Source organism: Streptomyces sp. NBC_00876, assembly GCF_045207435.1.
Taxonomy (GTDB): Bacteria; Actinomycetota; Actinomycetes; order Streptomycetales; family Streptomycetaceae; genus Streptomyces.
In genome coordinates this window covers 5245283-5266690 of the sequence record NZ_CP108800.1, presented here as the reverse complement: position 1 = coordinate 5266690, position 21408 = coordinate 5245283, and the positions used below count along the sequence as shown (strand labels likewise).

Genomic DNA, 21408 nt, shown 5'->3' with positions numbered 1-21408 from the left:
TACCCGCTCAGGGGTGCAGGGAGGGCGCGTCCGCCGTGCTGCCGCTCTGGGCGGGTACGGCGGATGCGCCGCCGCCCGCTCCGAACGGGAACTCGTTGATCTTGCGCCAGACGCTGTCCTGGCCCTGCTCGTACAGCGCGAAGGCCCCGCAGGTCCAGGACGCCTCGTAGTCGCCGAGCTCCGCGTACGCCCGGTCCATCGCCTCTTCGGAGATGTCGTGCGCCACGGTGACGTGCGGGTGGTACGGGAACAGGAGCTCGCGCACCAGCGGCCCCGAGGCGTCCCGGACCCGCTTCTGGAGCCAGGAGCAGGCCGAGGCGCCCTCGACGACCTGGACGAAGACGACCGGCGAGAGCGGGCGGAAGGTGCCCGTGCCGGACAGCCGCATCGGGAAGGGGCGGCCGCCGGTCGCGATCGCGGCGAGGTGCGCCTCGATCGCGGGCAGGTCGGCCGCCTCCGCCTGGGTCGGCGGCAGGAGGGTGACGTGGGTGGGAATGCCGTGTGCGGCAGGGTCCCCGAAGCTCGCGCGCCGCTCTTGGAGCAGACTGCCGTAGGGCTCCGGGACCGCGATCGAAACGCCGAGCGTTACGGTCCCCACGTCGTTCTCCTCAATCCTCGATGGTCTGTTTTCAGCCACTGACAGCCGCAAGCTTCACGCCGCCAGTGTGCCGCCTGTGGAGGCCTTGACGCCAGGGTCCTTGGACTCAGTGCTTGGCGGGCAGAAGGCCCATCCGGTCATAGGTCCGCGCCAGGGTCTCGGCGGCGACGGCCCGTGCCTTCTCCGCTCCCTTGGCCAGGATGGAGTCCAGCGTCTCGGTGTCGTCGAGATATTCCTGGGTCCGGGTGCGGAACGGTGTGACGAAGTCGACCATGACCTCGGCCAGGTCCGTCTTCAGCGCGCCGTAGCCCTTGCCCTCGTACTTCTGCTCCAGGTCGGCCACGGAGGTCTTGGTGAGGGTCGAGTAGATGGACAGCAGATTGCTGACGCCCGGCTTCTCGGCCTGGTCGAAGCGGATCACCGTGTCGGTGTCGGTGACGGCGCTCTTCACCTTCTTGGCGGTCACCTTGGGCTCGTCGAGGAGGTTGATCAGACCCTTGGGATTCGCCGTCGACTTGCTCATCTTCGCGGACGGGTCCTGGAGGTCGTAGATCTTGCCCGTCTCCTTGAGGATGTACGGGTCCGGCACGGTGAAGGTGTCCCCGTAGGTGCCGTTGAACCGCTCGGCAAGGTTGCGGGTCAGCTCCAGGTGCTGGCGCTGGTCCTCGCCCACCGGGACCTGGTCGGCCTGGTAGAGCAGGATGTCGGCGACCATCAGCATCGGGTAGGTGAAGAGCCCGACCGTGGTGCGGTCGGCACCCTGCTTGCCGGACTTGTCCTTGAACTGCGTCATCCGGGACGCCTCACCGAATCCGGCCAGGCAGTTCATGACCCACCCGAGCTGGGCGTGCTCGGGGACGTGGCTCTGGACGAAGAGCGTGCAGCGCTCCGGGTCCAGTCCCGCGGCGAGCAGCTGGGCGACGGCGAGCCGGGTGTTGGCGCGCAGCCCGGCGGGGTCCTGCGGGACGGTGATCGCATGCAGGTCGACCACCATGTAGAAGGCGTCGTGGGACTCCTGGAGAGCCACCCACTGGCGGACCGCGCCGAGGTAGTTGCCGAGGTGGAACGAGCCTGCGGTGGGCTGGATTCCGGAGAGCACACGGGGACGTTCAGAGGCCATGCGAGCCATTGTCTCAGGTACGGAACCCATCTCGGGCAGCCGGTGCGGGAAAGCTGTGAGGACGTGGGAGGGGGCTCCGCGGACCCGCCGGGCGGGCCCCGCGCTCCCGGCGGACGGACGGCCCGCGCACCTCGCCGGACACCACGCGGCCCCCTCCCCGCGGGCGGGAAACGCGGGCGCGCCGTGAAGTGAAGGTTTCCTCGTGGGAGATCCGACCGACGATACAAAGTGGGCACGACCCCAGCCCACGCCGCACGACGAACGGAGATCCCGTGTCGACCACGGAAAACGCCATCGCCTCCGCCGAGGCGCACAGTGCGCACAACTACCATCCGCTGCCCGTCGTCGTCGCCACGGCGGACGGCGCCTGGATGACCGATGTCGAGGGCCGGCGCTATCTCGACATGCTCGCGGGCTACTCGGCGCTCAACTTCGGCCACGGCAACCGCCGCCTGATCGACGCGGCGAAGGCGCAGCTGGAGCGGGTGACCCTCACCTCACGGGCCTTCCACCACGACCGCTTCGCCGACTTCTGTACGCAGCTCGCCGAGCTGTGCGGCATGGAGATGGTGCTGCCCATGAACACCGGGGCGGAGGCCGTGGAGACCGCGGTGAAGACGGCCCGCAAGTGGGGCTACCGGGTCAAGGGCGTCCCCGACGGCATGGCGAAGATCATTGTGGCCGCCGACAACTTCCACGGCCGGACGACGACGATCATCAGCTTCTCCACGGACCACGAGGCCCGCGCGGACTTCGGTCCCTACACCCCGGGCTTCGAGATCGTGCCGTACGGGGATCTGACCGCGATGCGGGCGGCGATGACCGAGAACACCGTGGCGGTGCTCCTGGAGCCGATCCAGGGCGAGGCCGGGGTGCTGGTCCCGCCGCCCGGCTACCTCAGCGGGGTCCGGGAACTGACCCGTGAGCGGAACGTCCTGTTCATCGCGGACGAGATCCAGTCGGGGCTCGGCCGGACCGGGAAGACCTTCGCCTGTGAGCACGAGGGCGTCGTGCCGGACATGTACGTGCTGGGCAAGGCCCTGGGCGGCGGGGTGGTGCCGGTGTCGGCCGTGGTGTCGTCGGCGGCGGTGCTGGGGATCTACCGGCCCGGGGAGCACGGCTCGACGTTCGGCGGCAATCCGCTGGCCTGCGCGGTCGCGCTGGAGGTCATCGCGATGCTGCGCACCGGCGAGTTCCAGCAGCGCGCGGCGGAGCTGGGCGAGCACCTCCATCAGGAGCTGGGGCTGCTGGTCGGCGGCGGCGCGGTGGAGGCCGTGCGGGGGCGCGGGCTGTGGGCGGGTGTCGACATCGAGCCGGGCCGCGGCACGGGCCGGGAGATCTCCGAGAAGCTGATGGAGCGGCGGGTGCTGGTGAAGGACACCCACGGCTCGACGATCCGGATCGCCCCGCCACTGGTGATCAGCAAGGAGGACCTGGACTGGGGCCTGGAGCAGCTGCGCGAGGTCCTGCGCGGCTGAGTCCGGACCGGCCGGGCCCGGCGTCGGCGCGGCGTCGGCGCGGGGCGGGGCGGGGCGGCCCGGTGTCGGCGCGGGGCGGCCCGGCGTCGGCGTGGGGCGGCCCGGCGTCGGCGCGGGGCGGCCCGGCGTCGGCGCGGGGCGGCCCGGCGTCGGCGCGGGGCGGCCCGGCGTCGGCGCGGGGCGGCCCGGCGTCGGCGCGGGGCGGCCCGGCGTCGGCCCGGCGTCAGCGCGGGGCGGCCTGCGCGCCCCGCCGGTCCGTGCGCCCCGCCGGTCCGTGCGCCCCCACCGGCTCATGCGCCAGTAGAGTCCGGGTGTGCTCCTGGGGATGATCTGCGCGCTCGGTTCCGCGGTCTGCTTCGGTACGGCCTCCGTTCTTCAGGCCGTCGCCGCGCGGGCCGCGTCCGAGCCGGGGGCCGGGGCGGGGGTCGATCCGGCGCTGCTGCTGCGGGCCCTGCGCCAGTGGCGTTACGTGGCCGGGCTCGCGCTCGACGGCCTCGGTTTCGTCCTCCAGATCATCGCGCTGCGCTCCCTGCCCATCTACGCGGTGGGCGCCGCCCTGGCCGCGAGTCTCGCGGTGACCGCCGTCGTCGCCGCCCGTCTCCTCCAGGTCCGGCTGAGCGCCACCGAGTGGACGGCCGTCGCCGTGGTCTGCGCCGGTCTCGGCATGCTGGGGCTCGCCTCCGGCGGCGAGGGGCACCACAGCGGATCGGACGCGCTGCGGTGGTGGATGCTCGCGGTCGCAGTCGCCATCCTGCTCATCGGTACGGTGGCCGGCCGGCTGCCCGAGCGGTCGCGGGCCCTGGTGCTGGGGCTCGGCGCGGGCTGCGGTTTCGGGGTGGTGGAGGTCTCCGTCCGGCTGATCGACGACGTGTCGCCGGCCGCGCTCGCCGTGAATCCCGCGATGTACGCGCTGCTGGTGGGGGGCGGTTCGGCGTTCCTGCTGCTCACCTCGGCGCTCCAGCGCGGTTCGGTGACGACGGCGACGGCCGGGATGGTCCTGGGCGAGACGATCGGGCCCGCCCTGGTGGGTGTCATCTGGCTCGGGGACCGTACCCGCGAGGGACTCGGCTGGCTGGCGGTCACCGGATTCGCGGTGGCCGTGGCGGGCGCGCTGGCCCTGGCCCGGTTCGGCGAGGCCCCGGCGGACGCCCCGCAGCCGACGGCCCCGGGCACGACGGTCTGACGCCGCTCACGGCAGCACCCGGCACAGGGCGTCCAGCGTGCCCGCCCATGCGCTGTCGGTCGGTGTGCCGTAGCCGATGACGAGCGCCTCGCGCCGCACCTCGGCCTCCGGATGCCGGAAGAAGGACAGCCCCTGCACCGCGAGCCCCTGCCAGGCCGCCGCCCGGACCACCTCGGCCTCGCTGCCCTCCGGGAGTTCCAGCACGGCGTGCAGCCCGGCGGCGATCCCGCTGACCTCGATGGACGGGGCCCGCTCGGCCAGCGCCGCGACGAGCTCGTCGCGGCGGTTGCGGTAGCGCAGCCGCATGGAGCGCACATGCCGGTCGTACGCGCCGGAGGCGATGAACTCCGCGAGCGTCAGCTGGTCCAGCGCGCTCGACGCCCAGTCGCTCCACCCCTTGGCGGCGGTCACCTCGCCCAGCATCGGCTGCGGCACCACCATCCAGCCGATCCGCAGCCCCGGCGCCAGGGACTTGCTGGCCGTCCCCAGATAGACGACGCGTTCGGGGTCCAGGCCCTGGAGCGCGCCGACCGGCTGGCGGTCGTAGCGGAACTCCCCGTCGTAGTCGTCCTCCAGGATCAGCCCGCCGGTGCTCCGTGCCCAGTCGACCGCCGCGGCCCGCCGGTCGGGGTGGAGCGGCACCCCGGTCGGGAACTGGTGAGCGGGTGTCAGCAGCACCGCGCCCGCGCCCCGCATCCCGTTCAGTTCGCCGGTCCGGGAGCCGAGTCCGTCCAGCGGCAGGCAGGGGATGCGCAGCCCGGCATCGGTGAGCAGGTCCGTGTGCAGGTCCAGCCCGTACGACTCGACGGCCACCTCCCGCACCCGGCGCTCCCGCAGCACCTTGCCCGTCATCATCAGCCCGTGGACGAAGCCGGCGCAGATCACGATGCGTTCGGGGTCCGCGTAGACCCCGCGGGCCCGGGCCAGATACTCGGCGAGCACGGTGCGCAGCTCGATGCGGCCACGTGGGTCGCCGTAGCCGAAGGCGTCGTTGGGCGCGGCGGCGAGGGCGCGGCGGGCGGCCCTGAGCCACTCGGCGCGCGGGAACGTCGCCAGGTCGGGCGAGCCCGGCATCAGGCTGTAGGCGGGGCTGCTGCGGGGCGGCCGGGAGCGCGGCGCCCTGGAGGCCGCCGGACGCGGCTCGGCGCGCTGCGCCACCCGGGTCCCGGAGCCCTGCCGGGCGGTGAGCCAGCCCTCGGCGACCAGTTCCGCGTACGCGTCGGCGACGGTGTTGCGGGCGATCCCGAGGTCGGCCGCGAGTGTCCTGGACGACGGCAGCCGGGTCCCGGGCGCGAGCCGTCCCGTCCGGGCCGCCTCCCGCAGGGCCTCCATGAGCCCGGCCCGCAGCCCGCTCGCACCGGTCGGGTCGATGTGCAGGTCGGCGCCGAAAGTGGCCCAGGGATCCGTCATGGAAATGGACCATACAGGTGCGCCACCCGCGGCGTAGCGTCGTATCCATGACGACGAACGAGCACCACCACGCGACCTCCGAGTACGCCCCCGAGCACACCCCCCGCATGCAGTGGGCCGAGCACGCGCCCGACGTCTACAAGGCGATGGCCCGCCTCGAGGCGGCGTCGCGCAAGGGGCTCGACCCGGTCGTGGCCGAGCTGGTGAAGATCCGTTCCTCGCAGCTCAACCACTGCGCGTTCTGCCTCGACATGCACACCAAGGACGCGCTCGCCGCAGGTGAGTCCGTCGAGCGGATCGTGCAGCTCAGCGCGTGGGAGGAGTCGCGGCACTTCTACACGCCGAAGGAGATCGCGGCGATCGAGCTGACCGAGGCGGTGACCGTCCTGACCGACGGTTTCGTGCCGGACGAGGTGTACGCGAAGGCCGCCGAGCACTTCGACGAGGCCGAGCTCGCCCACCTCGTCGCCGCCATCATCACGATCAACGCCTGGAACCGGTTCGCCGTGACCACCCGCATGGTCCCGGGCCACTACACCCCCGGCGACCACCGCAGCTGACCCACACACGGACGCCACCGCCCCCGGCAGCTGACTGCTGCCGGGGGCGGTGGCGTCCGTGTGTCCCCGAGGGGACACGTACGGATCGGATCGTTCGCGTATCCCCGAAGGGCGTACGGATCAGATCAGGCCGAGCTCGCGGACCGCGTCGCGCTCCTCGGTGAGCTCCTTCACCGACGCGTCGATGCGCGCACGGGAGAACTCGTTGATGTCCAGGCCCTGGACGATCTTGTACGTGCCGTTCTCGGTGGTGACCGGGAAGGACGAGATGATGCCCTCGGGGACGCCGTAGGAGCCGTCCGACGGGATGCCCATGGAGGTCCAGTCGCCCGCGGCGGTGCCGTTGACCCAGGTGTGCACGTGGTCGATGGCGGCGTTCGCGGCCGAGGCGGCCGAGGACGCGCCACGGGCCTCGATGATCGCGGCGCCGCGCTTGGCGACGGTCGGGATGAAGGTGTCGGCCAGCCAGGCCTCGTCGTTGACGAGCTCGGCGGCGTTCTTCCCGGCGACCTCCGCGTGGAAGATGTCCGGGTACTGGGTGGCCGAGTGGTTGCCCCAGATCGTCAGCCGCTTGATGTCCGAGACGGCGGCACCGGTCTTGGCGGCCAGCTGCGAGATCGCGCGGTTGTGGTCCAGACGGGTCATCGCGGTGAAGCGCTCCGCCGGTACGTCCGGGGCGGCGGCCTGCGCGATGAGCGCGTTGGTGTTGGCCGGGTTGCCGACGACGAGGACCTTGATGTCGTCCGCGGCGTTGTCGTTGATGGCCTTGCCCTGCGGCTTGAAGATGCCACCATTGGCGGAGAGCAGGTCGCCGCGCTCCATGCCCTTGGTGCGCGGGCGGGCGCCGACGAGCAGGGCGACGTTGGCGCCGGCGAAGCCGACGTTGGCGTCATCGGTGATCTCGATGTTGCGCAGCAGCGGGAAGGCGCAGTCGTCGAGCTCCATCGCGGTGCCCTCGGCGGCCTTCAGCCCCTGCGGGATCTCCAGGAGACGCAGGTTGACCGGCACGTCCGGGCCGAGCAGGTGGCCGGAGGCGATGCGGAAGAGCAGCGCGTAGCCGATCTGGCCGGCTGCGCCGGTCACGGTGACATTCACGGGAGTGCGGGTCATGGCGATCTCCGTTAGACAGCTGGCGGTGGGGGCTCCTGGCCCCTGATGCTGGACATCCCTGAATCTTGATGTGAAGAGATATCCGGCGATCAGGCTATCCGACCCGGAACCCGGTGGCCGCCCGCCCCCCTGTGGCACCGCACACAACCGGTCACTCCCCGCTCATCCCGCCGGGCGCGCTCTTCCTCCCGTCCGGCCGGGCCCCCTTGCGCTCATTCAGCCGCTTCGGCCGTGCACCCCTGCGCTCATTCAGCCGCTTCGGCCGTGCACCCCTGCGTACCGGAGGCGAGCGTGGCGCACGCCCGGACGTCGGCGATCCGCTTCACGGCGACCATCGGGGTGTAGGCCTCCGCGGACGTGTCCACCGTGCCGTCCTGCCCTGCCGCGCCCGCACTGATCTCCACGGTGTCGCCGTTGGCCGCCTTGGTGATGCGGGCCCATGCCGCGGCGCAGGTCTTGCTGTAGCGCACCTCTATGACGCTTGCGCCGACCCTGGCGCTGGAGAGCGTACGGGCGTACTCGCCGCCGCAGCCCATCTCCTCGGGGTCCTGCCCGGCGCAGTCGGCGTCGCTGCACCCGACCCCGGCCGGAAGCTTCGGCGCGGCGGCCGTCGGCGTCGGGGAGGGGGTGGTGGCGGCCTCGGCACCCTCGGAGTCGCCGCCCAGGCCCGTCAGCAGCACCACGGCGATGACGATGAGCAGGACACCCACGACGGCTGCGGCGATCACCGCGGGCTTTCGGCCGCTCCCGGCCTTGCCCCGGCCGCCGCCCGCCTTGCCCCGGCCGCCCCCGGCTCTGCCCCGGCCGCCGCCCGCCTTGCCCCGGCCGCCCCCGGCTCTGCCCCGGCCGCCGTCGCGGCGCGCGGGCGGCGGCTGTCCGCCGATGCCCGCGACGAAGGCCACGGCGGGCGGCAGGCCGTGCCCCGGGGCGGCGTCCCGCCCGTCCGGCTGCTGCGGCACCTTCGGTGCCGTCCCGCGCTGGACCGGTACGGACGGTGCTCGGTCCTGGCCGGCCCCGCCCGGCTCCCGCTCCCTGCCGTCCTGGGCACTGCCGCCCTGCGTCGCGCCGCCCTGCGCCGTGCCGACGCCGCCGGAGGGACGGCTCCTGCCGTGACCCGGCGGGTTCCGCCCGGACTCACCGAGCGCCGCCCGCGCGTGGGTGATCCGGATGGCCTCCATCGTCATGTCGTGGCGCATCTCGGCACGGCTCCAGGCCCGCTCCGCCAGCTCCCACATGGTGTTCAGGTGCACATGGTTGGTGCCCGTCACCTCGGCGAGCGCGACGATCGCCCCCCTGGGCGCGAGCAGCCGGCCGTTCAGATACCGCTCCCACGACGTCTTGCTGTAGCCCGTGCGGTCGGCCACCGCGGCGATGCTCAGGCCACTGCGGTCCACGAGTCTGCGCAGCTGGCCGGTGAACTCCCGGATCTGCGGGTCGAGCTCCTGCGGCAGTGCCTTCCAACGAGGCATGACATCCCCCTGCTTCTCTCTCTGCTTCCGCGTCCGCTTCCCGCTCACGCCGGTCAGCTTCCGCTGCCCCCCGGCCGCTTCCCGCGTGCCGCACGCAGCCCTGCCCCCTGTCCGAACCGGTGGTCTTCCGTTCCGGACTACCCAGGTAGATGCGCGCACGCAGACGGCCAGTTCCCCGATCAGGAGCGCACGGTGGCGCAACGGCGTCCGGCGCGCACCGTCGCGCGCCCCCGCCCTGCCTGCCGGCCGGACGGCCGGGCCAGTCTGCCACCGTTGCCTGACGATCACACCGTGGCGGAATGGTCACTTCCGTGCCACAGGCCACAGCCATCCCTTGAACCGGAGTGCCCCGTCCACAAGGCTGGAGAAAGGACGGGGCAAGGCCGCTCAAGTCGCCACTTTCCGGAGCATTTCACTCCGGTGTGTCCCGCCCTCCGGTGTCCGTCTCTCCTCGGGGGAGGGGACGGGCACCGGTCCGCACGGACGTCGGCGAACCCGCGTCAGCGAATCGTGAAGTGGACCGCGTCCTCGAGGATCGGGATGTCCAGCCACGGCTTGGGCTGCGCCATCAGCGAGAGCATCACGATGAGGACGCCCAGCAGTCCGTACGTCACCAGGTCGGTGAAGCGCGAACGCACCGCGAGCATGCCCACCGACGGGACCACCAGACGCAGGACCGCACCCCCGATGAGTGCCGCGCCAATCAGTATCGTGCCGATCCGGAAGGCCTCTTCGAAGGGGTCGGTGGCCACGATCAGCAGACCGGCCGCGGCGGTGCAGAGCACCGTGAGCAGCGGCCACTGACGGGCCGGTGCGGGAGCGTCCCCGGCGGCGGCCCGGCCGCCGCCCTCGGGCCGCGCGGTGTCCCGGGTCAGCGAGAACCGCCGCGAACGGCGCACCTCGGAGGACGTACCGGGGCCGGATGCCTGGTGACTGCCCGAGCGGCCGTCCGGAGCGCCGCCGGCACCGTCGGCCGCGAATGCTTCCCCGGCCGCCACTCCGGCCGCTGCTCCGGTTGTTCCTCCGACCACATCCGCGGCTTCTTCCCCTGCCGCTTCCTCTGCCGCTTCCCCGGATGGGACACCGGCGGCCACGCCGCCGCCCGGCGCACCGGCAGGCGCGTCGGCCGTCTCCTCGGACGCGGTGTCGGCCGTACCGCCCGAAGGCACGGCGGCCTCGGCCGCGTCGGTGGCCGGCCCGGTCGCCGACGCGGCCCGGTCGGCCGGACTCGTATCAGCACCCATGGGGTTCCTTCCGGATCGGATCAGCCGGCGGCGACGGCGTCGGCGGCGTCACGCTCGGCCGCCTCGACCACATTGACGAGCAGCTGGGCGCGGGTCATGGGACCGACACCGCCCGGGTTCGGCGAGATCCAGGCGGCGACCTCGGCCACACCGGGGTGGACGTCGCCGACGATCTTGCCGTTCTCGTCCCGGCTCACGCCGACGTCGAGCACGGCCGCGCCCGGCTTCACGTCCTCGGGCTTGATGATGTGCGGCACGCCCGCGGCGGCGACGATGATGTCGGCCTGACGGAGGTGGGAGGAGAGGTCACGGGTACCGGTGTGGCACTGGGTCACCGTGGCGTTCTCGGACTTGCGGGTCAGCAGCAGCGGGATCGACCGGCCGATGGTGACACCGCGCCCGACGACCACGACGTTGGCTCCGTTGATCTCGACGCCGTGGTGGCGGAGCAGTTGCACGACGCCCTGCGGGGTGCAGGGCAGCGGGCCCGTCTCGTTGAGCACGAGCCGCCCCAGGCTCATCGGGTGCAGACCGTCGGCGTCCTTGGCCGGATCCATCAGTTCCAGAACACGGTTGGTGTCGATCCCCTTGGGCAGGGGAAGCTGCACGATGTAACCCGTGCACGCGGGGTCGGCGTTGAGTTCGCGGACGACGTCCTCGATCTCCTCCTGCGTGGCGGTGTCGGGGAGTTCGCGCTGGATCGAGCCGATGCCGACCTGGGCACAGTCCTTGTGCTTGCCGTTCACGTACCACCTGCTGCCCGGGTCGTCCCCGACCAGCAGGGTTCCCAGGCCGGGGGTGATGCCCCGGGCCTTGAGGGCCGCCACGCGGACGGTCAGTTCGGACTTGATCGCGGCTGCGGTGGCCTTGCCATCGAGAATCTGGGCAGTCATGGACCCATACTCGCGGATGACCCCGCCCGCGGACCAATTCCAGGTACCGCCGTGGACGCAAGGTTGCACTTGGACAACTTCTTACGCAGCCACTGGACAAACTTACTTCCCGCTTATAACGATGAAGGCCGCAGTGCCGCAGAAGTACCCGGGGGGCGGACCGCTGACGTTTTCTTTCCTCCGCGCGGCCGCATTCGTCCCCGTACGTCCGTTGGAGGAACGCCCCAGATGAGCTTCGGCGACCCGAACCCGAACAACCCCTACGGGCAGCAGCCCGGTCAGCCCCCGCAGGGACAGCCCGGCTACGGCTACCCGCAGCAGGCCCCGCAGGGCGTCCCGCCGCAGGGTCAGCAGCCCGGCTACGGCTACCCGCAGCAGCAGCCCGGCGTGCCCCCGCAGGGACAGCCCGGCTACGGCTACCCGCAGCAGCCGGGCGGCACCCTCCAGGCCAACAACGGCTTCATCAACGTCGCGGGCCTCGGCACCGTCGAACTCGCCACGATGGGGCGCCGCCTGGGCGCGCGTGCGCTGGACGGCGTCGCGTACGGCATCCTCTACGCGATCTTCTCGGCGATCGGCATCGCGGGCCTCGTGGGCGCCTCGAAGTCCCTCGACGACTGCAACGGCATGGAGTACGGCACCTCCGCGTACAACCAGTGCGTGAGCGACGCGGCCGACGCCAGCGTCGGCATCCTCGCGGGCTTCTTCGGCTTCATCGCCGTGTTCGCGCTGATCGCGCTGCTCTACGAGTGGCTGATGGTCTCCATCTGGGGCGCCACGCTCGGCAAGATGGTCCTCAACGTCAAGGTCGTCAAGGAGAGCACCGGCCAGGCCCCCGGTCTGGGTGCGGGCTTCATCCGCTGGATCATCCCGATGGTCGGCTCGCTCTTCTGCGGTCTCGGCACGCTGCTGGTCTACCTCTCCCCCTTCTTCGACAACTCCGGCAAGCTCCAGGGCTGGCACGACCGTGCGGGCAGCACGATCGTCATCAAGACGAAGTAGGCATGCCGAAGGTGTAACCACCCTCACCGCATGGCGAAGGCCGCCGATTCCCCACTCTTTCCGGGGAATCGGCGGCCTTCCGTCGTACCCGGGCAACCCGGGTACGACGCGTATCGGTTTCGGTATCCGTATCAGTGGAAGAAGTGCCGCGTGCCGGTGAAGTACATCGTCACGCCCGCCTTCTTCGCGGCCTCGACCACCAGCTCGTCGCGGACCGAACCGCCCGGCTGGGCCACGGCCTTGATGCCGGCGGCGGTCAGGATCTCCAGGCCGTCGGGGAAGGGGAAGAAGGCGTCGGAGGCCGCGTACGCGCCCCGTGCCCGCTCCTCGCCTGCGCGCTCGACGGCGAGCTTCGCGGAGTCGACGCGGTTGACCTGGCCCATGCCGACGCCGACCGAGGCGCCGTCCTTGGAGAGCAGGATCGCGTTGGACTTGACCGCGCGGCACGCCTTCCACGCGAACTCGAGCTCACGGAGCTCGTCGGCGCTCAGCGCCTCGCCCGTGGCGAGCGTCCAGTTGGCCGGGTCGTCGCCGTCCGCCTGGAGGCGGTCGGTGACCTGGAGCAGCGCGCCGCCGTCGATCGGCTTGACCTCGACCTCGGCGGACGGGGCGTCGGGGCAGCGCAGCACGCGGATGTTCTTCTTGCGGGCGAGCACCTCGACGGCGCCGTCCTCGTACGCCGGGGCGACGATGACCTCGGTGAAGATCTCCGCGACCTGCTCGGCCATCGCGACGGTCACCGGGCGGTTGACGGCGATGACGCCGCCGAACGCCGACAGCGGGTCACAGGCGTGCGCGTTGCGGTGCGCCTCGGCGACGTCGTCGGCGATCGCGATGCCGCACGGGTTGGCGTGCTTGATGATCGCGACACACGGCTCGGCGTGGTCGTACGCGGCCCGGCGCGCGGCGTCGGTGTCCGTGTAGTTGTTGTACGACATCTCCTTGCCGTGCAGCTGCTCCGCCTCGGCCAGGCCACCGTCGCCGGAGGTGTAGAGCGCGGCGGGCTGGTGCGGGTTCTCGCCGTAGCGCAGGACGTTCTTGCGCTCGTACGTCGCACCGGTGAAGTCGGGGAAGCCCGAGTCGTCCGCGGCGGCGTAGCCGGCGGCGAACCAGGAGGCGACGGCCACGTCGTACGCGGCGGTGTGCTGGAAGGCCTCGGCGGCGAGCCGCTTGCGGGCGGTCAGGTCGAAGCCGCCCGCCTTGACGGCGGCGAGGACGTCGGCGTAGCGCTCGGGGCTGGTGACGACGGCGACCGAGGGGTGGTTCTTGGCGGCGGCGCGGACCATCGACGGGCCGCCGATGTCGATCTGCTCGACGCACTCGTCGTCCGAGGCGCCGGAGGCGACGGTGGCCTTGAACGGGTAGAGGTTGACGACCACCAGGTCGAACGGCTCCACGCCGAGCTCGGCGAGCTGCTCACGGTGGGCGTCCAGGCGCAGGTCGGCCAGGATGCCGGCGTGGACGCGCGGGTGCAGCGTCTTGACGCGGCCGTCGAGGCACTCGGGGAAGCCGGTGAGCTCCTCGACCTTGGTGACCGGCACTCCGGCGGCGGCGATCTTTCCGGCGGTGGAGCCGGTGGAGACCAGCTCGACACCCGCCTCGTGCAGACCGCGCGCGAGGTCTTCGAGCCCCGTCTTGTCGTAGACACTGACCAGGGCGCGACGGATGGGCTTATTCACCGACATGACCGAGATGAACCTTTCGTCCCTCAATGCGATAGCCGTCACGGGCGAGCCGCCCCACAGCCTCGACGAGCAGCTTGCGCTCGATTTCCTTGATGCGTTCATGGAGGGCCGCTTCGCCCTCCGGGGTGTCCTCTTCGGTCACCTCGACCACGCCCTGCGCGATGATCGGACCGGTGTCGACGCCGTCGTCGACGAAGTGGACGGTGCACCCGGTGACCTTCACGCCGTACGCGAGCGCGTCACGGACGCCGTGGGCACCGGGAAAGCTGGGAAGCAGGGCGGGGTGGGTGTTGATGAACCGGCCGCCGAACCCGGCGAGGAACTCCTTGCCCACGATCTTCATGAATCCCGCGGAGACCACGAGGTCCGGGTGGTGCTCGGCGGTGGCCGCCGCGAGCGCGGCGTCCCACTCCGCACGCGTCGCGTGGTCCTTGACCCGGCACACGAAGGTGGGGAGCCCGGCGCGCTCGGCCCGTTCCAGGCCGGCGATGGAGTCCCGGTCCGCGCCGACGGCCACGATCCGGGCGCCGTACCCCTCGGGATCGTCACCGATCGCGTCGAGCAGGGCTTGGAGGTTCGTACCGGAACCGGATACCAGAACGACCAGTCGGGCCGGACCGGCGGAGGAGAGCGGGGAGGCCACGGCTGGGCCCTTTCTCGCGTGTGGAGCGGTTCGAAGCGGCCGCACCACACGCCGCGTTACGGGAGCGGCGGCACGACGGCCATGCTGTTTGTACGGTCGTACGAAAGAATCACGCCCCCCGATACGGGGAACTCTACGAACGAGCCGACCGTCAGCAACGATACCGGCACCTCGCCGGACCCTTGCCTGACGGGGGTGAGGGACCGGTGGCCACCGGCCCGGCAGGGGCGGGGACGCCGGGATGACAGCGTTCGGCCACGACGCCTGTACTCCCCGCTTTCGGCCCCTCCTCACCGGGAGGTAGCGTCAGGGGACAGCGAACCGTCCGCCGGGCGGAAATGACGAGATGGGGAAGACGTTCACCATATGCCGGACCGACGCCGCCGCACCGCCTTCCGCCGCCCGCTGCCCGAGGGGTCCTCACTGCTGATGCGGGAGCGCCAGTCCCCCACGCCGGGCTCCCCTTCCTCTTCTTCCTCTTCTTCCTCTTCCTCTGCGCCTTCTTCCTCTTCGCCTTCTTCACCGTCCGGTTCGGCCGGGGCCGGAGGTCCGGGGGACGACAATCCGTTCGCCGCGCCCCCGGAGGACCGCCCAGACCAGCCGTGGCAGCCGCGCCACCCGGTCAACGGCGGCTCGAACGGCAACGGCAACGGCAACGGCAACGGTGAGGGCAACGGAAACGACGGGGAAGCGCCCACCGACAACCGGCCCGTCTGGGGCGGCCAGTGGAGCAGCCGGCAGCCGGGGCGCCAGAACGGCGGCTTCGGCAGCCGTCCGGACGGGCCCGGCGGTCCGAACGGAAAGGGCGGCCCGCAGGGCTCCCCCGGCGGCATGCGCTGGGACCCGACCGACCCCGCCCAGCGCCGTGCCCGCTACGCACTGCTCGGCGGCATGTGGGCCTTCTTCTTCGCGATCTTCGACTTCCCGGAGATCGCCCTGCTGCTCGGCGCGCTCGCCACGTACTGGTCGATCAGCGCGCTCCGGGCCAAGCCGACGGAGCCTTCAGCGGCCGGAACGGCCGCGGCTCCCACCGCCGGCGCCGCCGGTCCGGGGCAGAACGCCGAGCCCGGTACCCCGTCGGGACCGGCCCGGGTCCCCGGATCCGCGGCCGCGCCCGGCGCGGGCTTCCCCCAGCGCACCAGCCGGCAGCAGACGACGGCCGCGGTCAGCGGTCTGGTGACGGCGCTGGTCGCGCTGGCCATGGTCGCGACGACGTTCACCGTGCAGCTGGTCTACCGGGACTACTACACCTGCGTGAACGACGCCCTCACCAAGTCGGGCCAGCTCGCCTGCAACGATCTGCTCCCGAAGCCGCTGGAACCCTTCTTCGGCGTCAAGGAGTAGCGTCCGGCGGGGCGGCGGGGCCGGTCGCTGATACATCCGAGGCCGGGGCGGCCGTCGTGGCCTCTGCGGGCCGGGCGGGCCGCTTCCGGGCCCCCCTCGCATGCCAGGGGTCGGTGGGCAGGAAGTCGTACGGCTCGAAGTCCTCGCCGGCTCCGTCGTCCCCGGCTCCCGGGGCAAGGCCACCGGCGGACGCGGCGGGCCGGGAGGCCGGCCCGGGGACGGTCGCGGAGCCCCGCCCGCCGGGCACGAAGACCTCGTCCGTCCCGCCCTCTTCCGGCCGGCTGCCGCGCCACGGCCACCACCTGCGCCGGGCGGCCCCGGCCGCCTGTGCCGCCTCCCCGGCCCCCTGCTCCTTCTTCGCGCGGTCCGGCCCCGCCCCTGCCTTCTCCTTCGCGGCCCCGGACTCTGCCTCTCCGGACTTCGCGGATCCGGGCTTCGCGGATCCGGGCTTCATCGCCCCGAACATCGCGGCCCCCCACCTCGCCACCCTGCTCTTCGCCGCCCCGCCCTTCGCGCCCTCCGCCTGATCAGCCTCGGCCTGCTCGGCCTGCACGGCCTGCTCGGCCTCGGTACGTCCGCGCAGCCGCCAGGCCCGCAGCAGGAGCGCCATCGGGACGCCGAGCGCCGCCGTCCACACCAGGGCCGCCGCCCCCGTCAGCCACCACACCGGCCCGAACTCCGCCAGGGCCCGGGTTCCGAGCGGGCCCCCGGCCGCCGCCGCCAGCAACGCCGCGCCGATCCCGCACCCGGCCGCCCCCAGCCCGGCCGTGAGCGCCGTCTCCCGCAGGCTCCACGCGTCCTCACGTACGCCATGGGCGGGCGCCGCCCTGCGTACGGTGAACCAGGCGACCGTCAGCGCCGCGGCGACGGGCACCGCCGCTGCCGCCCAGTTCAGCGGCGCCCCCTGCCCCTGGGCCGGCAGCGCGGCCAGCAGGGGGAAGTCCGGCACCACCGGGCGGCCCGTGAAGGCGACCGGGGTGACCGTGGAAGCCGTACCGAGCGCGAAGCCAGGGCCGAGCCCGTACGCCGCACCCCACACCGCCGCGTTCGGCACCAGCCCCAGCGCCAGCAGGAGCACCGCGAACCGCCCGCCCCAGTCGCCCGAGAGCCGCAGGAAGGATTCCTGGACCGGCTCCGCGTGCCACACCAGCGCCGCCGCGGTGACCAGCGCGCCGCCGCCCAGCAGGACCGCCACCCCGGCCGCCGCGGCCCGGCCCACCACCTCCGCGCGCCGCGCGAAGAGGGTGCGCGCCATAGCCTCGTGCAGCCGGACCGGCGCCCAGGAGGGCGGCGGACCGACCGGGCGGCCGGCGGCCGTCCACACCCCGGCCGCCGCGGCACCCGCCACCACCAGGACCGAAGGGAACAGGAGGGACAGCGGTTCCGCGGACAGCGAGGCACCCCTCGCGTAGAGCGCGACGGCGGCCCCGACCAGCAGATATCCCCCGGTCACCAGGGCGAACGCACCGGCGGGCGACGGAGCGCCGCGCCCCTCGTCGGGCTCCAGCACATCCCTGGCCGCCCGGTGCACCAGCCAGACGGGCAGGACCGCCAGCAGCAGCGGCACCATGCCGACGGGGGCCGGTGTCCCGGTCAGCGTGTCGGTCCTGATCAGCTCGGCCCCGTGGGCGAGCAGCCAGAGTCCCGCGGCCGCGTGAAAGGCCTCGCCGGGTCCGCTGTCGGGGGCCGGGGAACTGATCCACAGCGCCACGACGAGCACGGCCACGGAGCCCAGTCCGAGCCCCGCGGCGACCGCCCCGCGCAGCAGCGCCGAAGCCAGTACGGCGGACCGCCCCTGCTCTGCCGACAACGACGGGCTGTGTTCGGTCATTTGGGTCACGCCGCAATGCTCCCAACGACACGCGCTAATTCCGTGTAACGGGCGAATGGCCGTTGTGTCGCTCAATATACGTTTATGTACTTTTTCGCCCAGTGCAGGTCGCGCGGGGGGCCCCGATGACGCAGAGCACGACCGGTACGGCTGGAGCCCATCCGCTTCCCTCCCCCAAGGAGCGACGCAGACTGCGGGAGGCCAGGTCACTGAGTGAGGAGCAGGTCGCAGCCGCCGTGGGCGTCACCCGGGCAACGGTCCGGGCCTGGGAGACGGGCCGCACCAGCCCGCGCGGACGCAAGCGCCAGGCGTACGCCAGGCTGATCGGGACCGGTGGCACGCACTCCTCCTCGCCGGCCTCCCCGGTCAAGCCGGCGGCACCGAACACCCGGCCGAAGGGTGCGGAACCCCCGCGCGGGCGAACGGCGACACCCTCCCCGGAGCCCGCCGAACCGGGTGAGCGGGGCGAGGCGGCCGAACGGGTGAAGGCCGCGACGTCATCACGCTCCCGCACACAGCCCCGTCCGCCGACCCCCGCAGAAGCCCCCGGGAGCGACGCCATGGACCCGACCGAGTCCGGCCGCACCACAACCGAGCCACCCGGCGCCACCGGCACGCCCGTGACCGGCGAGGCCGATGAGACCACCGAGGCTGCTGAGACCACCGAGGCCGCTGAGACCACCGCGGCCGCGGACGCCGCCGGAACCGGAACGGGGCCCACGCCCGCCGAGGCGTTCGATGCCCTGTACCGGCACTCCGCCGCCGCGCTCTACCGCCAGACCTATCTGCTGACCGGCCGGCGCAATCTCTCCCGCGAGGCCGTGGCCAAGGCCTTCGAGCTGGCCTGGCATCGCTGGCCGGAGGTCGCGGTGGACCGGGACCCGGTGGGCTGGGTGCGGGCCGCCGCCTACGAGCACGCGATGTCGCCGTGGCACCAGCTGCGTCGCGGGCACCGTCGCCCCGACCCGCCCCCCGAGGCGCCCGGCCCGCGGGCCCTGCTCGACGCGTTGCTGGCCCTGCCGCCCGCCTACCGCCGCACCCTGCTGCTGCACGACGGCGTGGGGCTGGGGCTGCCGGAGACCGCCGCGGAGACGGAGGCGAGCACCCCGGCCGCGGCCGGGCGGCTGGTGACCGCGCGGGCCGCCGTCGCCGAGCAGCTGCCCGAGCTCGCGGAGCCCTCGTCCGCGGCCGAGCAGTCCGCGCTGATGCACGAGCACCTCGGTGAACTCGCGCGCACCCAGCCCGTCTCCTCCCTGCCGGTTCCGGAGCTGATCCGTACCGGCGGTGAGCGCAAGGCGCAGCTCTGGACCCGGGCGGCCGTCGCGTTCACCGTGCTGATCATCGGCCTGACGCTGATCACCCTGGCGACGGCTCCGAGGAAGTACGAGACGCCCCAGTCGCCGGCTCAGAAGGTCGGCGGGGTGCCGCCCGTCGGCGGTCCGCAGAAGCTGACGCCGAGGGACATGAAGCTGCAGAAGAAGCTCGGCGGCGAGCTGGTGCACGGTCCGGCCCGGCTGGTCCCCCGGGCCGGCTGACCCGGAGGGCCCCCGCACATGACGCGGGCCCGTACCCCTGATCGGGGTACGGGCCCGCGTCGTTCGTGCGGTGACGCGCTACAACGGTGGTGCGTCAGGCGCCGAGGATCTCGCGCGCCAGCTTGGCGGTCTCGGTCGGCGTCTTGCCGACCTTGACGCCTGCGGCCTCGAGGGCCTCCTTCTTCGCCTGCGCGGTGCCGGAGGAGCCGGAGACGATGGCGCCCGCGTGGCCCATGGTCTTGCCCTCGGGGGCGGTGAAGCCCGCGACGTAACCGACGACCGGCTTGGTGACGTTCTTCGCGATGAAGTCCGCCGCACGCTCCTCGGCGTCGCCGCCGATCTCGCCGATCATGACGATCAGGTCGGTCTCGGGGTCGGCCTCGAACGCCGCGAGGGCGTCGATGTGCGTCGTACCGATGACCGGGTCGCCACCGATGCCGACGGCGGACGAGAAGCCGATGTCACGGAGCTCGTACATCATCTGGTAGGTCAGCGTGCCGGACTTCGACACGAGACCGATGCGGCCGGGCTTGGTGATGTCGCCCGGGATGATGCCGGCGTTGGACTGACCGGGGGTGATCAGGCCGGGGCAGTTCGGACCGATGATCCGGGTCTTGTTGCCCTTGGCGTTGGCGTACGCCCAGAAGGCGGCCGAGTCGTGAACGGCGATGCCCTCGGTGATCACGACGGCGAGCGGGATCTCGGCGTCGATCGCCTCGACGACGGCGGCCTTGGAGAAGGCCGGCGGCACGAAGAGGACGGACACGTTCGCGCCGGTCTTCTCCATCGCCTCGGCGACGGAGCCGAAGACCGGTACCTCGGTGCCGTCGAAGTCGACGGTCGTGCCGGCCTTGCGCGGGTTCACGCCGCCGACGATGTCGGTGCCGTCGGCGAGCATGAGCTTGGTGTGCTTCATGCCCGTCGCGCCGGTCATCCCCTGGACGATGACCTTGCTGTCCTTGGTGAGGAAGATAGCCATGGTGGTCTGAGTCCCTCTTCCTTACTTCGCAGCCGCGGCGAGCTCGGCGGCCTTGTCGGCCGCGCCGTCCATGGTGTCCACGCGCTGGACCAGCGGGTGGTTGGCGTCGGAGAGGATCTTGCGACCCAGCTCCGCGTTGTTGCCGTCAAGGCGCACGACGAGCGGCTTGGTGACCGCCTCGCCCTTGGTCTTGAGCAGCTCGAGCGCCTGGACGATGCCGTTGGCGACCTCGTCACAGGCGGTGATGCCACCGAAGACGTTGACGAACACGGACTTGACGTCCGGGTCGCCGAGGATGATCTCCAGGCCGTTCGCCATGACCTCTGCGGAGGCGCCGCCACCGATGTCGAGGAAGTTGGCGGGCTTCACGTTGCCGTGGTTCTCACCGGCGTACGCGACGACGTCCAGGGTCGACATGACCAGACCGGCACCGTTACCGATGATGCCGACCTCGCCGTCGAGCTTGACGTAGTTGAGGTTCTTGGCCTTGGCGGCAGCCTCGAGCGGGTTGGCTGCGTCCTTGTCCTCGAGCGCCTCGTGACCCGGCTGACGGAAGTCGGCGTTCTCGTCGAGAGACACCTTTCCGTCCAGCGCCAGGATCCGGCCGTCCTTGGTCTTCACCAGCGGGTTGACCTCGACGAGGAGGGCGTCCTCGGCGACGAAGGTGTCCCACAGGGTCACCATGGCCTCGGCGACACCCTCGGCCACGTCGGCCGGGAACTTCGCCTGGGCCACGATCTCGCGGGCCTTGACGATGTCAACCCCGTCGACGGCGTTGACCGGGACCTTCGCGAGGGCCTCGGGGGTCTTCTCCGCGACCTCCTCGATGTCCATGCCACCCTGCACCGAGGCCATGGCCAGGAAGGTGCGGTTGGTGCGGTCGAGGAGGTACGAGACGTAGTACTCCGCCTCGATCTCCGGGGACAGCTCGGCGATCATCACCTTGTGGACCGTGTGGCCCTTGATGTCCATGCCGAGGATGTCGGTCGCCCGGGCGACCGCCTCGTCGGCGGTGGCGGCCAGCTTCACGCCACCGGCCTTGCCGCGGCCACCGACCTTCACCTGCGCCTTGACGACCGACTTGCCGCCCAGCCGTTCGGTCGCCTCGCGGGCTGCCTCAGGCGTCTCGATCACTTCACCGGCCAGCACCGGTACACCGTGCTTGGCGAAGAGGTCCCTCGCCTGGTACTCGAACAGGTCCACGCGCGTCCGTCCCTTATCAAATGGTCTCGCGGTTGGTTTTCTGCGTGGGCGTGCCGCGAGGGGCAACGTGACTGCTCTGTCACAACGAAGGCGCACACGGTGACCGAATACGCGGCATGTC

Annotated in this window: 18 protein-coding genes; 6 read left to right on the top strand and 12 right to left on the bottom strand. The window is 72.2% G+C overall.

Annotation, left to right across the window (positions count from 1 at the left end; genetic code table 11):
• Positions 1 to 7: 7 nt before the first annotated feature.
• Together OG782_RS23240 and trpS are read right to left on the bottom strand one after the other, a co-directional pair.
• Entirely contained in the window at positions 8 to 598 is a 591-nt protein-coding gene (locus OG782_RS23240; protein WP_406453900.1) for a 2'-5' RNA ligase family protein, read from the bottom strand.
• A gap of 106 nt (positions 599 to 704) precedes the next feature.
• Positions 705 to 1718 (bottom strand): tryptophan--tRNA ligase, encoded by a 1014-nt coding sequence (gene trpS / locus OG782_RS23235; protein ID WP_406453898.1) that lies wholly within the window; start codon positions 1716 to 1718, stop codon positions 705 to 707.
• Between the two features lie 272 nt (positions 1719 to 1990).
• Between trpS and rocD the strand changes: the two genes are divergently transcribed.
• A complete protein-coding gene (gene rocD, locus OG782_RS23230; protein ID WP_406453896.1) occupies positions 1991 to 3196 on the top strand; it encodes an ornithine--oxo-acid transaminase in 1206 nt (401 codons plus the stop codon).
• A 325-nt stretch (positions 3197 to 3521) separates the two neighbouring features.
• Positions 3522 to 4379: a hypothetical protein gene (locus OG782_RS23225; protein ID WP_406459231.1), complete on the top strand. Its 858-nt coding sequence runs from the start codon at positions 3522 to 3524 to the stop codon at positions 4377 to 4379.
• A gap of 6 nt (positions 4380 to 4385) precedes the next feature.
• Here OG782_RS23225 and OG782_RS23220 read toward each other — a convergent pair whose 3' ends face one another.
• On the bottom strand, positions 4386 to 5789 hold the full coding sequence (locus OG782_RS23220; RefSeq protein WP_406453894.1) for a PLP-dependent aminotransferase family protein: 1404 nt from the start codon (positions 5787 to 5789) through the stop codon (positions 4386 to 4388).
• 47 nt (positions 5790 to 5836) lie between these two features.
• On the opposite strand from OG782_RS23220, the gene OG782_RS23215 reads away from it, so the two are divergent.
• A complete protein-coding gene (locus tag OG782_RS23215; protein WP_406453892.1) occupies positions 5837 to 6349 on the top strand; it encodes a carboxymuconolactone decarboxylase family protein in 513 nt (170 codons plus the stop codon).
• Between the two features lie 120 nt (positions 6350 to 6469).
• On the opposite strand, the gene OG782_RS23210 is transcribed toward OG782_RS23215, so the two are convergent.
• From OG782_RS23210 to OG782_RS23195, 4 genes are all read right to left on the bottom strand, one after another.
• Entirely contained in the window at positions 6470 to 7459 is a 990-nt protein-coding gene (locus OG782_RS23210) for a malate dehydrogenase (RefSeq protein ID WP_406453890.1), read from the bottom strand.
• A 245-nt stretch (positions 7460 to 7704) separates the two neighbouring features.
• Positions 7705 to 8928, bottom strand: a complete 1224-nt coding sequence (locus tag OG782_RS23205) for a DUF2690 domain-containing protein (RefSeq protein WP_406453888.1) — start codon at positions 8926 to 8928, stop codon at positions 7705 to 7707.
• A gap of 500 nt (positions 8929 to 9428) precedes the next feature.
• Entirely contained in the window at positions 9429 to 10172 is a 744-nt protein-coding gene (locus OG782_RS23200; RefSeq protein WP_406453886.1) for a DUF3017 domain-containing protein, read from the bottom strand.
• A 20-nt stretch (positions 10173 to 10192) separates the two neighbouring features.
• The gene (locus tag OG782_RS23195) at positions 10193 to 11065 is read right to left on the bottom strand and encodes a bifunctional methylenetetrahydrofolate dehydrogenase/methenyltetrahydrofolate cyclohydrolase (RefSeq protein ID WP_406453884.1); all 873 of its coding nucleotides are present in this window, start codon (positions 11063 to 11065) and stop codon (positions 10193 to 10195) included.
• A gap of 228 nt (positions 11066 to 11293) precedes the next feature.
• Between OG782_RS23195 and OG782_RS23190 the strand changes: the two genes are divergently transcribed.
• On the top strand, positions 11294 to 12067 hold the full coding sequence (locus OG782_RS23190) for an RDD family protein (RefSeq protein WP_406453882.1): 774 nt from the start codon (positions 11294 to 11296) through the stop codon (positions 12065 to 12067).
• A gap of 131 nt (positions 12068 to 12198) precedes the next feature.
• Here the strand turns inward: OG782_RS23190 and purH are convergent, their stop codons facing one another.
• Together purH and purN are read right to left on the bottom strand one after the other, a co-directional pair.
• Entirely contained in the window at positions 12199 to 13752 is a 1554-nt protein-coding gene (purH, locus tag OG782_RS23185; protein ID WP_406453880.1) for a bifunctional phosphoribosylaminoimidazolecarboxamide formyltransferase/IMP cyclohydrolase, read from the bottom strand.
• Positions 13739 to 14395, bottom strand: a complete 657-nt coding sequence (gene purN, locus OG782_RS23180) for a phosphoribosylglycinamide formyltransferase (protein WP_406453878.1) — start codon at positions 14393 to 14395, stop codon at positions 13739 to 13741. Before purN ends, purH begins: the two co-directional genes overlap by 14 nt.
• A gap of 366 nt (positions 14396 to 14761) precedes the next feature.
• Here purN and OG782_RS23175 point away from each other — a divergent pair, with 366 nt between their 5' ends.
• The gene (locus tag OG782_RS23175; RefSeq protein ID WP_406453876.1) at positions 14762 to 15739 is read left to right on the top strand and encodes a hypothetical protein; all 978 of its coding nucleotides are present in this window, start codon (positions 14762 to 14764) and stop codon (positions 15737 to 15739) included.
• Here OG782_RS23175 and OG782_RS23170 read toward each other — a convergent pair.
• A complete protein-coding gene (locus OG782_RS23170) occupies positions 15729 to 17570 on the bottom strand; it encodes a DUF6350 family protein (protein WP_406459229.1) in 1842 nt (613 codons plus the stop codon). The two genes, OG782_RS23175 and OG782_RS23170, sit on opposite strands and share 11 nt — an antisense overlap.
• 125 nt (positions 17571 to 17695) lie before the next feature.
• On the opposite strand from OG782_RS23170, the gene OG782_RS23165 reads away from it, so the two are divergent.
• Complete coding sequence (locus tag OG782_RS23165) at positions 17696 to 19105, top strand: helix-turn-helix domain-containing protein (protein ID WP_406453874.1); 1410 nt, start codon at positions 17696 to 17698, stop codon at positions 19103 to 19105.
• Between the two features lie 94 nt (positions 19106 to 19199).
• Here OG782_RS23165 and sucD read toward each other — a convergent pair whose 3' ends face one another.
• Entirely contained in the window at positions 19200 to 20084 is an 885-nt protein-coding gene (gene sucD, locus OG782_RS23160; RefSeq protein ID WP_406453872.1) for a succinate--CoA ligase subunit alpha, read from the bottom strand.
• 21 nt (positions 20085 to 20105) lie between these two features.
• Complete coding sequence (sucC, locus tag OG782_RS23155) at positions 20106 to 21287, bottom strand: ADP-forming succinate--CoA ligase subunit beta (RefSeq protein WP_406453870.1); 1182 nt, start codon at positions 21285 to 21287, stop codon at positions 20106 to 20108.
• Positions 21288 to 21408 lie beyond the last annotated feature (121 nt).